The following is a 13,706-nucleotide window of genomic DNA, read 5'->3' as shown; positions in this document are numbered from 1 at the left end:
TCCAGGTTAACGCTATGTCTTCTGACAAACCATCGCATCGCGGCTCTCCCTATGCTCAGGAACTGATTTCTCATTTACAGCCGCACTGCGCCACGCATAAAACCGATCCCGGCGAGCAACTTGATCTCCAGGTTGACGGGCAGAGCATGTGTTATTTAATTCTTGATGGCACGGTCGCCATATACAGAAGAAGCGACGACATGATGCTTTCAACGGCGCGCAGTCCCGCCCTGTTTGGCCTCGCTAACCTGACGGACATTTATTTTAATGACTACCTCCGAACGGTAACGCCTTGCCTGATTGGTGTGCTCACGACCGATCGGGTGGCTGAAATTATCAAAGAGAAGGCGCTGTGGGGGCTGCTTTCTAATCATCTGATGTTTGTCTATAACCGCCTCTATCACAACGTCATGCCGAAAGGCGCGCCAACCGCGTACGAGATGATTCGCCAGCAGCTCGTGCTGCTGATGCAGGAAGATGACAGCTACCGACGCAGCGTGACGGCGGAAAGGTATATCAGGAATAAAACCCATCTTTCCCGCAGTGGCGTAATGCGGATCCTGGCTGATCTGAAAACGGGTGGGTTCATCGAAATGGAAGAAGGCCGGCTGATTAAAATTAACAAACTGCCTGCCAGATACTGAATGTCAGACACAAAAAAGGCCGCGCTTGCGGCCTTTTCTTCACTGCTTAATGGACGTGAACGCCCAACCGCCAGGCAAAGTAGATCTCTTCTTTCAGTTCGTTTGAAGAGAGCGCCAGCAAATCCGTAAATTCCAGCTCAAGCTGTTTCAGCTTTTTCAGGTACTGGGCGGGAGACAGATTGCTTTTATCGCGACGTAAATATTCAATTGCCAGCTGTGTTGGGGTTATTTCAGTATCCATGATGTCCTCGCTTATGTTCAAAACGTGACCAGTATATCACAATCAGGCGGCTAATTTTTGACCAAAAACAAGACATCCGGAAACTTTACACAACGGCCGTCGTCAGCCTGGATGAACAACACAGGCGATCCTGCTCGTCCAGAAGATCAATCTGCCACACCTGATGACGGCTTCCGGCATGCAGCGCCCGGCAGACGCCGCGCACGCGCCCGCTGCGAACGGAGCGGATGTGGTTGGCATTGACCTCCAGACCCACCACCTTCTGCTCTCCTTCCGTACACAGGTAGCCCGCCACCGACCCCAGCGTTTCGGCCAGCACGACGGACGCGCCGCCGTGCAACAGGCCAAACGGTTGATGAGTACGGCTGTCTACCGGCATCGTCGCTTCCAGTTCGTTGTCGCCAATGCGCGTGAACTGGATGTCCAGCAAACCAACCATGTTCTCCGCGCCCATGGCATTTAAGGCCTCAAGGGTGAACGCACGTTTCCAGATCATCCGATAATCTCCAGTAAAGCCTGCAATGGATGGCGGACGCCGTTACCTTCCACCCGTTTCACCTGGCTGCGGCAGGAGTAGCCCGTCGCCAGACAGCGGTTGCGTGGCAGGCGCTGCATCGCCTGATGCCATGACAGCTCGTAAATGCCGAGCGAATTAGCGTGGTTTTTGACTTCATGGCCGTAGGTTCCGGCCATGCCGCAGCAGCCCACGTTAACGCTTTCCAGCTTCGCGCCAAACCGGGCAAAGATAGAAGCCCACTGGGCAGGCGCCGTCGGCAGCGCCGTCACTTCGGTGCAGTGCCCAAACAGATACCAGGCTTCTCCACTCACCTCCTGAGTGGGCGTTTGCGTCAGCACCGCAGGCAGCCACTCGTGCACCAGTAAGACCTGAAAATCACCGCGCTTATCGCCGAGCGTCTGCTTATATTCATCCCGGTAACAGAGCACCAGCGCAGGATCGACGCCCACCATCGGCATGCCGAGCTGCGCCACGCGATTCAGGAAATCTGAAGTTTTCTGCGCGGTTTTCGCAAAGCGGGTGAGGAAACCTTTTATGTGCTGCGCCTTGCCGTTCGGCGAGAACGGCAGCACCACCGGCTGGTAGCCGATTTTCTCGGCCAGTCGGACAAAATCGGCCACCACCTGGGCATCGTAATAGCTGGTAAACGGATCCTGCACTACCAGCACCACCTTCGCTTTCTGCTCAGGGCTTAATGCTTCCAGTTGTTCCAGGGTCATGTTCGCCGAGCGGTGCCCCACCAGCCGACGCTGGAGCGATGGCACCGACAGCAGCGGCAGGTCCACCATGCCGATATGTTTTTCTGACAGTTTGCGCACCAGCGGCTGGTTGATAAAGAAGTTAAAGGTTTTTGGCGCACGGGCCATCAGCGGCGCGTAACTCTCCACCGTCGCCACCAGATGATCGCGCATCGGGCGCAGATAACGCGTGTGGTACAGCTGGAGGAAGCGGGAACGGAATTCCGGTACGTCAATTTTAATTGGGCACTGGGTTGAACACGCCTTGCACGCCAGGCAGCCGGACATTGCCTCTTTCACCTCATGCGAGAAATCGTATTCGCCTTTGTTCGCATGCCAGCTGTTGCGGGTGCGTTCGATAAGCCCGCGCAGGCTGGCGCGTTTTTCCGGCAGCTCCTGTTCCAGCTTGAGCGGGTCAACGCCGCGGTCGGCCAGCAGGCGCAGCCATTCGCGCACCAGCGTGGCACGCCCTTTCGGGGAATGAATGCGGTTGCTGGTGATTTTCATCGACGGACACATCGGGCTTTTCACATCGAAGTTGAAGCACAGCCCGTTGCCGTTGCACTCCATCGCGCCGCGCCAGGAAGCGCGTACCGCAATCGGAATTTGTCGGTCATAGGTACCGCGCTTGACGGCGTCCACCTGCAACATCGGCGCATCAATGCCCTCCGGCGGGCAGATTTTTCCCGGGTTAAGGCGGTTATCGGGATCAAAAGCGGCTTTTACCTTACGCAGCTCGGCGTAAAGTTGTTCGCCAAAAAACGCCGGGCTGTACTCGGCGCGGAATCCTTTGCCGTGCTCGCCCCATAACAAGCCGCCGTATTTGGCCGTGAGGGCCACGACCTCGTCGGAGATCTCCTTCATCAGGATCTCCTGCTGCGGGTCGCACATGTCCAGCGCCGGGCGCACGTGCAGCACACCCGCGTCCACGTGCCCGAACATGCCATAGCTCAGACCATGGCTGTCGAGCAGCGCGCGAAACTCCACAATATAATCAGCAAGGTGCTCCGGCGGCACGCAGGTATCTTCCGCAAACGGAATCGGCTTCGCCGCCCCTTTCGCGTTGCCGAGCAGCCCCACCGCTTTTTTACGCATCGCGTAGATTCGCTCGATGCCGGAGAGATCATTACACAGCTGCCAGCCAATGACGCCGCCTTCCCCCTGGGCAATCAGCTCGTCCAGACGCTGGCAGAGCGTGCTTACCTGGCTCTCAATCAGCTCTGCGTCATCCCCGGCGAACTCGACGATGTTCAGGCCGAGCATCTCTTTATCCGGCACGTCGGTAATCAGTTCGCTCACCGAATGCCAGACGATATCTTCCCGGGCCAGGTTCAGAACTTTTGAATCGACGGTTTCCACCGACAGCGCCCGCGCCTCCACCATAAACGGTGCATTACGCAGCGCGGAGTCAAAGGAGTTGTATTTGACGTTCACCAGACGGCGCACCTTTGGCAACCGGGTGATATCCAGACGCGCCTCGGTGATGAAGGCCAGCGTCCCTTCTGACCCGGTCAGTACGCGGGTAAGATCGAACTGGCTCAGATCGTCATTAAAGACATGGCGCAGATCGTAGCCCGTCAGGAAGCGGTTAAGCTTCGGGAATTTGTTGAGGATCAGTTCGCGATTTTCGCGGCAGCGCTCCAGCACGGTACGATAAATCCGTCCGCTGGTGGTGCTCTCTTTTGCCAGCGTTTCGGCCAGCTCGATCGGCATCGGTTGGGTATCGAGGATATCGCCCCCCAGCAGCACCGCCCGCACACCCATAACGTGATCGGAGGTTTTGCCGTAGACCAGCGAGCCCTGCCCCGAGGCATCGGTGTTGATCATCCCGCCAATGGTCGCGCGGTTACTGGTGGAAAGCTCTGGCGCAAAAAAATAGCCGTAAGGTTTCAAAAACTGATTCAGCTGATCTTTGATCACCCCCGCTTCCACTCGCACCCACCCCTCTTCCGGGTTGATCTCAATGATGCGGTTCATATAGCGGGACATATCAATGATGATGCCCTGGTTCAGCGCCTGCCCGTTGGTACCTGTCCCGCCGCCGCGTGGGGTAAAGACCAGGGAACTGAAACGCTCCTGCGACGCCAGACGGGCGATGAGCGCCACATCGGCGGTAGAGCGCGGGAAAACGACGGCATCGGGAAGAAGCTGGTAAATACTGTTATCGGTCGCCATCGTCAGCCTGTCGGCATAATCGGTGGCGGTGTCACCTGTAAAACCCTGTTGCTCCAGTGCCTGCAAAAAATTAAGCACCAGCTGAACGACGCCCGGTGCCTGAGAAATCTGTGGGATCATTGCTGTCGACCCTAATGAGAATAGTGTGAAATCGTTTGCGTTGTGTCTGGAAAGTTTTATCACATTTTTTTCTTATGTGCTTCGTAGAATTACGGGCAAAATCCGCCTGTCAAAAATCGCTGAAATCACTAATGATTAGAGAGATGCGGTTTATATTCCCATCAGCCTTGCTGGTGTTCATTTAAGGAAAGTTTCGTTTATGGTCAATCTTCGTCAGCCCAGGGATGTCGCGCAGATACTGCTGTCGGTGCTGTTCTTAGCCATTATGATTATTGCGTGTCTGTGGATTGTTCGTCCTTTCGTGCTCGGATTTGCCTGGGCCGCGACCGTCGTCGTCGCAACCTGGCCTTTACTCTTACGTTTGCAGAAACTGCTGTTTGGTCGCCGCGGCCTGGCCGTGCTGGTGATGACGCTGCTGTTGTTCCTGCTGTTTATTATTCCCATTGCACTGCTGGTTAACAGCCTGGTTGACAGTAGCGGCCCGGTTATTCGCGCGGTCACCAGCGGTGATATGACGCTGCCGGATCTCGCGTGGCTGAACAGTATTCCTGTTGTGGGCGCAAAACTGTACAGCGGCTGGCACAGCCTGCTGGAGATGGGCGGTAGCGCGCTGATGGCCAAAGTACGTCCGTACATCGGCACAACCACCACCTGGTTTGTGGGGCAGGCTGCGCACATTGGTCGCTTCATGATGCACTGTACGTTGATGCTGGTCTTCAGCGCCCTGCTGTACTGGCGCGGCGAGCAGGTTGCGCTGGGGGTACGTCATTTCGCCACCCGACTGGCAGGTAAACGCGGCGATGCGGCCGTGCTGCTGGCAGCCCAGGCCGTCCGCGCGGTAGCGCTCGGCGTGGTGGTCACAGCGCTGGTGCAGGCTGTACTTGGCGGAATCGGGCTGGCAATTTCCGGCGTACCTTATGCCACCATTTTCACCGTCGTCATGCTGATGACCTGTCTGGCTCAGCTCGGTCCGCTGCTGGTGCTGGTTCCCTGCATTATCTGGCTTTACTGGACGGGGGACACGACCTGGGGCACGGTGCTACTGGTCTGGAGTTGCGTGGTGGGCACCATGGATAACGTGATCCGTCCCCTCCTCATCCGCATGGGCGCTGACCTGCCGCTAATTCTGATCCTGTCCGGGGTGATCGGGGGGTTAATTGCCTTCGGCATGATTGGCCTGTTCATCGGTCCGGTGCTGCTTGCGGTAACCTGGCGTCTCTTCTCCGCCTGGGTGCATGAAGTGCCGCCGCCGGGAACCGACCCTGACGTCATCTTAAGCGAACTTGAAGAACTGGAAGATAAGAACGCGCAGTAAGAACGTAGGCCGGGTGGCGCTAACGCTTACCCGGCTACACTCTCCACAGCAATACTTAAACGTTGCTAAACTATTTATTCTCTGCACACTGGTCAGACCCGCCTTTTTCTGCCTAAAACCGTCATTCTCTTCAAGAAATCTTTACCTGCCTTTAACTATTGAGACGAATCCGATCGACTCAAAATCCTGGCATGCCTACTATTAAGACACGGTTATAAATCAACACCTTGATTTATAAGCATGGAAATCCCCTGAGTGAAACAACGAATTGCTGTGTGTAGTCTTTGCCCATCTCCCACGATGGGCTTTTTTTTATCCTTTTTACGCCCGTGTAATGTCACAGCGGCTGAGCATACGCCATTCCCCCGCCAGCTCCCGCGTCTCCCCGGTTACCAGCACGTTCACCACCTCGCGTATATCCGCCGAGGACGCGCCAACCTGTAGCTCAAATTCCCCTGGCTCGACAATCCGCTTCCCGTCCCGGCGGGTGAAATTAAACATCTCCACCGGCAGGGTAAAGGTCAGCGTGGCGGTTTCTCCCGGTGAAAGCGTAACGCGCTGGAACGCTTTCAGCTCCTGAAGCGGACGCACCTGCGTGGCGACCTTATCGCGTACGTACACCTGTACCACTTCGCTGCCGCTGCGCTCGCCGGTGTTGGTGATATCGACGCTTAACGCCACCTCTCCGTCGATCGGGACGCGGCTTTCCGTCAGGCGGGCCGCGCCCCAGCGAAACTGCGTCCAGCCGAGACCGTAACCGAACGGGTAAAGTGCGCCGAAATGGAACGCAAACGGCGTGCCGCCGCTTTTCAGCTTGTGGTTATAGTAGTACGGCATCGCCCCGGCGTTTTTCGGCACGCTCACTACCAGCCTGCCCTGCGGCTCCTCGCGGCCGGTTAAGACATCGGCAATCGCCCAGCCCCCTTCCTGCCCCGGCGCCCAGGCCATCATCAGCGCGGCCACCTTCTCTTCCAGCCCCTGAAGGTTATAAGGACGCCCACCCGTCATGACGACAATCACTGGCTTACCGGTTGCCACCAGCGCCTCCAGCAGTTGTTGCTGCACGCCCGGCAGATCCAGCGAATCGGTATCCGAACCTTCCCCCACGGTGCCGCTCTGGAATAGCCCGGCGAGGTCGCCCACGCAGGCCACCACCACGTCACTCTCTTTTGCCGCGCTCACGGCGTCGGGGATCAAATCCGTGCGTTGTGAAACCGGCGATTGCTGCATCGGCTTACCGCCGCTGTCGCCCGGGAACACCGGTGCGCCCGCCATCCGTTTTTCGATAATGTGACACCCTTTGGCGTAACGTATCTGTGATGCGCCAAGGTACTGTTTCAGCGCCGCGCGCGGGGTGGTCACCTGCGAAGTCTCTTCAACCATATCGCTGATAATCAGGTGAACCGGGAAGCTGTAGCCGCTCAGTAACGCCAGTGGATCGTCCGCCGTCGGCCCCACTACCGCTACACGGGGTTTTCCGCCGAGGGGCAAAATGCCGTTATTTTCCAGCAGCGTGATCGATTTTGTTGCCACCTCGCGCGCCACCTGCCGGGTCGCCTCATTCTGCAAATCGATACCGTCTTCGTCGGCGTACGGTTTTTCAAACAGCCCGAGACGGAATTTTTCACTTAGCACGCGCGCCACAATCTCATCCACTTTCGCCATTGAGATGAGCCCACGCTCTACCGCTTCCGCCAGATGACGCGCGCAGTCATCCTTCGGCAGTTCCACGTCCAGCCCGGCGTTAAACGCCAGCGCCGCCGATTGTGCTGGATCGTGAGAAATCCCGTGGTGCTGGTGCAGCAGGCTGACGCCGCCGTAATCCGCCACGATAATGCCGTCGAAGCCCCACTGTTCACGCAGCACGGTGGTGAGCAGAAAATGGTCGCTGTGCCCTGGCTGATTATCAATGTCGTGATAGGCTGGCATCACCGAACCGGCGTTGGCCAGCTTTACCGCCATCTCAAACGGCAGCAGGAAGGTATCGTTAAGCTCGCTGAAACCGAGATGGACCGGCGCATGATTGCGCGCCCCTTCGCTGAAGGAGTGGCCGACGTAATGTTTCAGGGTCGCCAGCAGATCGCGCTTATCGCCCTGCAACCCCTTCACGTACGCCGTCGCCATCACCCCTACCAGCCACGGATCTTCCCCAAAGGTCTCTTCCGTCCGTCCCCAGCGCACGTCGCGCGAGACATCCAGCACCGGGGCCAGCCCCTGCTGGCACCCGACAGACCGGGCCTCTTTGCGAATCTGCTCCGCCGCGCGCTGCACCAGCGCCGGGTCCCAGGTAGAACCGTAGTTCAGCGACGACGGGAACAGCGTTGCATCTTTGCACAGCAGCCCTACCAGACACTCCTCATGAAACAGCGCCGGAATGCCGAGCCGGGTCTCCTCCATCATCATGCGTTGCAGGCGGTTGGCGGCACGCACGCCGGTTTTTGCATCAACAATGTGCGTGCCGAGCGGGCGGGTGATCTGCCCGACGCCGAACTTCAGTCTTTCGCTGAGGGACGCCTGTTCGCTCACGCCGGCGAATTCATCGCTCAGATCGCTGCGCTCGCGGTGGTTGCCGTGTTCATCGAGGATCAGCCAGTACGCGTGCATTTGGGCAAATTTCTCTTGCGGCGTCATACGCGCCAGTAAATCAGCGACACGCTCGTGTACGGAACGTCCCGCGTCCTTGTAGATCGCAGTCATGGTTTACTCCTGTAGTGCGGATTGGGTTGCCGGGCTGAGCTGCCCCGCATCGTTTCGACTATCGCGTTTGCTGGCCAGCTCGCGGGCGATGCTGTCCACCAGCCGGCTGTTAAGTTTGTAGATGGCAAGGAGCGCCACCATGCAGAGGAACAGCGCGCAGGGGATCAGGGTGAACAGGGCATTGATGGTTGCGAGAACGTGAGGCGCCTGGTTTGCCTGACCGGGAGCGTAATCCACCATGCCAAGCACCCAACCGACCACCGCCCCACCCAGCGCCAGCCCAAACTTGATGGCAAACAGGGCGGTAGAAAAGACCAGCCCATCCAGGCGGCGGCCGCTACGGTGTTCTTCGTAGTCCACCACATCGGAGAACATGGTCCATTGCAGCGGCGTGGTCAGGTTCTGAATAAAACTAAACACAATATTCAGACCGAATATCAGCCACACCTGCGAGGGCGGAATGAAGAAAATCAGCGCGCCAAAAATAACGAAAGAAATAATGGTCCACTGATAGGCACGCACCCGGTCAAATTTGCCCAGCAGGCGTTCAGATAATAATGCGCCGCTTAAGGAGGCCACCATGCCTGAAACAATAAAGGCAAAAACCAGTTCCGGACGTAACAGAACATAGTTAACGTAATACATGGTCGCAGAGCCACGCGTCACGACGGCGGTTAACAGTAAAATATTAAACAGAAAAACAATTCGCCACTGGCTATTGGCGGCCAGCAGTTTTAAATCCGTCAGCATCGAGCCGGAGGTGTCATTGCGCGGCGAGTAACGCTCCCGGGTCATAAAGAAGCAGCAGGAGAATAAAACAATGCCCAGCAGCCCCATCAGGCTCATGGCATAGAAATAGCCTTTTTGCACATTCCCCTGGCCTAATAATGAGACCAGCGGCAGCGCGATGACGGTTACAATCAACCCGCCGATAAACGACAGGCCAAAGCGCCAGGATTGCAGCGAGTGGCGTTCGCGCGGGTCGAGCGTCAGCGCGCCAGGCATGGCACAGTAAGGGACGTTAATCGCGGAATAGATCAGACTCAGGATGGCATAGGTTACGCAGGCATAGACAATTTTCGCCGTCGCCCCGGCATCGGGTACGTAGAAGGTAATCAGGCAGCTCACGCCAAACGGAATGGCAAACCAGAGCAGCCAGGGACGAAAACGACCGTGGCGGGTCTGAGTGCGGTCCACCAGCGCGCCAATGCACGGGTCGACAAACGCATCGACCACGCGCACCACTAAAAACATGGTGCCCATAATGGCCGCAGGCAAACCGAATACGTCCGTATAGAAATAAGCGAGAAATAACGTTGCCGTTTGCCAGACCAGCGCGCTGGCCATATCGCCGAGGCCGTAACCTATTTTATCTTTGGTACGTAATACAGAGGAGATTGTCATTGTTATTTGCCTTTTTATCAGGTTAAAACGTATTTCAACCAGTCGCGCATCATCCCGACGGATGTACGCGGTAAGGCTCAAGTATTAGCAACGCCCTGCCCGCTAACAATTGTCTAAATTAACAGATAAATTATGATATTTGGTTTTTTGTTTTATTTGTGATGGTGAGCATATTCGCAGGAAAATAAAAAAGGCGAGGACAGATATCCTCGCCTTTTTCAGGTTGTGCAGGTTTTACTTGTTCAGCTCTGCCAGGCTCAGCCAGGTCTGCACCACGGTGTCCGGGTTCAGGGAGAGGCTATCAATCCCCTCATCCATCAGCCAGGCCGCAAAGTCTTCATGGTCAGAAGGACCCTGGCCGCAAATCCCGACATATTTACCCTGTTTCTTCGCCGCGCGGATGGCCATGGAGAGCAGCGCTTTCACCGCCTCGTTACGCTCATCGAACAGCTCAGAGACGACGCCGGAGTCGCGGTCCAGGCCGAGCGCCAGCTGCGTCATGTCATTCGAGCCAATGGAGAAGCCGTCGAAGTGCTCCAGGAACTGCTCGGCCAGCAGGGCGTTGGACGGAATTTCACACATCATGATGATCTTCAGCCCGTTCTCGCCGCGCTTCAGCCCCTGACGCGCCAGCTCATCCACCACCGCTTTCGCCTGATCCACGGTACGGACGAACGGGATCATGATTTCCACGTTGGTCAGACCCATGTCATTGCGCACGCGTTTTACCGCCTCGCACTCCAGCGCGAAGCAGTCGCGGAAGCTTTCCGACACGTAGCGTCCGGCGCCGCGGAAGCCCAGCATCGGGTTCTCTTCTTCCGGCTCGTAGCGTTCGCCGCCCACCAGGTTGGCGTATTCGTTGGACTTAAAGTCCGACAGACGCACGATCACGCGTTTCGGGTAGAAGGCCGCGCCGAGCGTGGCGATCCCTTCCGTCAGACGCCCCACATAGAACTCTCTCGGCGAGTCGTAACCCTTCATCATCTCGCGGATTTCGTTTTGCAGTTTTGCGTCCTGGTCGTCGAACTCCAGCAGCGCACGCGGGTGCACCCCGATCATACGGTTAATAATAAATTCCAGACGCGCCAGGCCCACGCCTTCGTTCGGCAGACAGGCGAAGTCAAACGCGCGGTCCGGGTTGCCGACGTTCATCATGATCTTCAGCGGCAGGTCCGGCATGGTATCCACGCTGGAGCTTTTCACGCTGAAGTCGAGGATATCGGCATACACGTAACCGGTATCGCCTTCAGCGCAGGAGACCGTCACCTTCTGGTCATCCTTCATGCGTTCGGTCGCGTCACCGCAGCCGACTACCGCCGGGATCCCCAGCTCACGGGCGATAATAGCCGCGTGACAGGTACGGCCGCCGCGGTTGGTGACGATGGCAGCCGCTTTTTTCATGATCGGTTCCCAGTCCGGGTCGGTCATGTCGGTTACCAGCACGTCGCCCGGCTGGATGCGGTTCATTTCGCTGATGTCGTGGATCACTTTCACCGGACCGGCACCGATGCGGTGACCAATTGCGCGGCCTTCCGCGACAATTTTGCCCTGCGCGTGCAGGGTGTAGCGCTCCATGACCTGACCGCGTGAACGGACGGTTTCCGGACGCGCCTGAACGATAAACAGCTTGCCGGTGTGTCCGTCTTTCGCCCACTCGATGTCCATTGGACGGCCATAGTGTTTTTCAATCTGCACCGCCTGCTTCGCCAGCTCTTCCACTTCGGCGTCGGTCAGTGAGAAGCGATCCCGCTGCTCCTGCGGCACATCTTCAATGGTGACCTGCTTGCCATGCTCTTGCGTCGGAGCATAGATCATGCGGATTTTTTTCGAGCCCATGGTGCGACGTACCACTGCCGGACGGTTAGCCGCCAGCGTAGGCTTGTGCACGTAGAATTCGTCAGGGTTTACCGCCCCCTGCACCACCATCTCGCCCAGACCCCACGCGGAGGTGATAAACACCACCTGGTCGAAGCCGGATTCAGTGTCGATAGAGAACATCACGCCGGAAGAGCCTACGTCGGAACGCACCATGCGCTGTACGCCTGCGGAGAGCGCGACGCCGCGGTGGTCATAGCCCTGATGGACGCGATAGGAGATGGCGCGGTCGTTGAAGAGGGAGGCGAAGACGTGCTTCACCGCCACCAGCACCGCATCGTAACCCTGAACGTTCAGGAAGGTTTCCTGCTGTCCGGCGAACGAGGCATCGGGCATATCTTCTGCGGTTGCAGAAGAACGCACGGCAAAGGAGGCCTGCGCATCGTCAGCGGAGAGCTGGTTGTAGGCGTCGTGAATGGCTTTTTCCAGTTCCGGCTGGAAAGGTGTGTCGATAATCCACTGGCGGATTTGCGCGCCGGCTTTGGCAAGCTCGGTGACATCATCAATATCCGTTTTATCCAGCAGGTCGTAAATGCGCTGGTTTACACCGCTCTGGTCTAAAAACAGGTTAAACGCATCGGCGGTTGTGGCAAACCCGTTAGGTACGGAAACACCCATACCGGACAGATTTGTAATCATTTCACCCAGGGAGGCATTTTTGCCCCCAACTCTGTCTACATCATTCATGCCGAGTTGGTTATACCAAAGCACCAGCGGTGACGAGCCATTGTTGGACATCGAAACAATCCTTTTGTGATATTTGATCGGAGTAAGAAACACCTGACTACGTATTTATACTGGCATATTTATTTCCGCTAAAAAAACGGTGAATCGTGTAAGCAATTTAAATTTTCAACTTTTCGGACAGTTTCCCGGCACTCGCTAACCCGATGATTCCTATAGATTCCGGCAAAAACCATAGAAATAAAGCCGCTATTCGAAAAATGAAATCCACTTTTCAGGAAAATCAAAAACACCATTTCATTTTGAATTCAGATAAGTTCTTTGCTGTGAAATTAACTTTTTTAATTTATGCTTTCAGGCAATTACGTACGCTATTCAGGGTGGATAAAATGGATAATGCTGTCGATCGCCACGTTTTTTATATTTCTGATGGGACGGCGATTACCGCCGAGGTGCTGGGACACGCGGTGATGTCGCAGTTTCCGGTATCGATAAATAGCATCACGTTGCCGTTCGTGGAAAATGAGAGCCGGGCCAAAGCGGTCAAGGACCAGATCGACGCCATTTACCAGCAGACCGGCGTTCGTCCGCTGGTGTTCTATTCCATTGTGATCCCTGAGATCCGCAACATCATTTTGCAAAGCGAGGGCTTCTGTCAGGACATCGTGCAGGCGCTGGTTGCTCCCTTGCAAAGCGAGCTGAAGCTCGACCCAACGCCGATCGCCCACCGTACCCACGGTCTGAACCCCGGCAACCTGACCAAATACGATGCACGTATTGCCGCCATTGACTACACCCTGGCGCACGACGACGGGATCTCCCTGCGCAATCTCGACCAGGCGCAGGTGATTTTGCTCGGCGTGTCGCGCTGCGGTAAAACCCCCACCAGCCTTTACCTGGCCATGCAGTTTGGCATTCGCGCCGCCAACTACCCCTTTATTGCCGATGATATGGATAACCTGGTGCTGCCCGCCGCGCTCAAGCCGCTCCAGCATAAGCTGTTTGGGCTGACCATCAACCCGGAACGACTGGCAGCGATCCGCGAAGAACGTCGCGAGAACAGCCGCTACGCCTCGATGCGCCAGTGCCGAATGGAAGTCTCCGAAGTCGAAGCGCTGTACCGGAAAAATCAAATTCCCTGGCTGAACAGTACCAACTATTCAGTAGAAGAAATTGCCACCAAAATCCTCGATATCATGGGGCTGAATCGCCGCATGTACTAATATGCTAGTACATTAATCCAGTTTCAGTTATTATCACGCCATCTTCGGGGCGACGTGCCCCGAACTTGAAATCA

At 56.5% G+C, this 13,706-nt stretch carries 9 protein-coding genes and 1 other RNA gene; 4 read left to right on the top strand and 6 right to left on the bottom strand.

Annotated features, from left to right (window positions below; translation table 11 throughout):
• Nucleotides 1–14 precede the first annotated feature (14 nt).
• Nucleotides 15–644: a helix-turn-helix domain-containing protein gene (locus L379_RS13355; RefSeq protein ID WP_032653306.1), complete on the top strand. Its 630-nt coding sequence runs from the start codon at nucleotides 15–17 to the stop codon at nucleotides 642–644.
• 46 nt (nucleotides 645–690) lie between these two features.
• On the opposite strand, the gene L379_RS13360 is transcribed toward L379_RS13355, so the two are convergent.
• The 3 genes from L379_RS13360 to L379_RS13370 form a co-directional block, all read right to left on the bottom strand.
• Nucleotides 691–885, bottom strand: coding sequence for a YdiH family protein (locus tag L379_RS13360; RefSeq protein WP_003857766.1), 195 nt, complete (start codon nucleotides 883–885; stop codon nucleotides 691–693).
• Nucleotides 886–970: 85 nt separating this feature from the next.
• Nucleotides 971–1,381: a 1,4-dihydroxy-2-naphthoyl-CoA hydrolase gene (gene menI, locus L379_RS13365; RefSeq protein WP_032653303.1), complete on the bottom strand. Its 411-nt coding sequence runs from the start codon at nucleotides 1,379–1,381 to the stop codon at nucleotides 971–973.
• Complete coding sequence (locus L379_RS13370; protein ID WP_032653300.1) at nucleotides 1,378–4,434, bottom strand: D-2-hydroxyglutarate dehydrogenase YdiJ; 3,057 nt, start codon at nucleotides 4,432–4,434, stop codon at nucleotides 1,378–1,380. Before L379_RS13370 ends, menI begins: the two co-directional genes overlap by 4 nt.
• 199 nt (nucleotides 4,435–4,633) lie before the next feature.
• Here L379_RS13370 and ydiK point away from each other — a divergent pair, with 199 nt between their 5' ends.
• Complete coding sequence (gene ydiK, locus L379_RS13375; RefSeq protein WP_015570721.1) at nucleotides 4,634–5,749, top strand: AI-2E family transporter YdiK; 1,116 nt, start codon at nucleotides 4,634–4,636, stop codon at nucleotides 5,747–5,749.
• Nucleotides 5,750–5,957: 208 nt separating this feature from the next.
• An RNA gene (gene rprA / locus L379_RS24955) (antisense sRNA RprA) lies at nucleotides 5,958–6,065 on the top strand.
• 5 nt (nucleotides 6,066–6,070) lie between these two features.
• Here rprA and L379_RS13380 read toward each other — a convergent pair.
• The 3 genes from L379_RS13380 to ppsA all read right to left on the bottom strand — a co-directional run bounded on the left by L379_RS13380 (nucleotide 6,071) and on the right by ppsA (nucleotide 12,463).
• The gene (locus tag L379_RS13380) at nucleotides 6,071–8,446 is read right to left on the bottom strand and encodes a glycoside hydrolase family 3 N-terminal domain-containing protein (RefSeq protein WP_032653298.1); all 2,376 of its coding nucleotides are present in this window, start codon (nucleotides 8,444–8,446) and stop codon (nucleotides 6,071–6,073) included.
• A 3-nt stretch (nucleotides 8,447–8,449) separates the two neighbouring features.
• The gene (locus L379_RS13385) at nucleotides 8,450–9,850 is read right to left on the bottom strand and encodes an MFS transporter (protein ID WP_032653294.1); all 1,401 of its coding nucleotides are present in this window, start codon (nucleotides 9,848–9,850) and stop codon (nucleotides 8,450–8,452) included.
• 234 nt (nucleotides 9,851–10,084) lie between these two features.
• Nucleotides 10,085–12,463, bottom strand: coding sequence for a phosphoenolpyruvate synthase (ppsA, locus tag L379_RS13390; protein WP_017384643.1), 2,379 nt, complete (start codon nucleotides 12,461–12,463; stop codon nucleotides 10,085–10,087).
• 335 nt (nucleotides 12,464–12,798) lie between these two features.
• Here ppsA and ppsR point away from each other — a divergent pair, with 335 nt between their 5' ends.
• The gene (ppsR, locus tag L379_RS13395; RefSeq protein ID WP_017384644.1) at nucleotides 12,799–13,632 is read left to right on the top strand and encodes a posphoenolpyruvate synthetase regulatory kinase/phosphorylase PpsR; all 834 of its coding nucleotides are present in this window, start codon (nucleotides 12,799–12,801) and stop codon (nucleotides 13,630–13,632) included.
• Nucleotides 13,633–13,706: the final 74 nt, after the last annotated feature.

It is taken from the genome of Enterobacter sp. MGH 33 (assembly GCF_000534535.1).
Taxonomy (GTDB): domain Bacteria; phylum Pseudomonadota; class Gammaproteobacteria; order Enterobacterales; family Enterobacteriaceae; genus Enterobacter; species Enterobacter hormaechei_C.
This window is presented reverse-complemented; position numbering and strand designations above follow the sequence as displayed.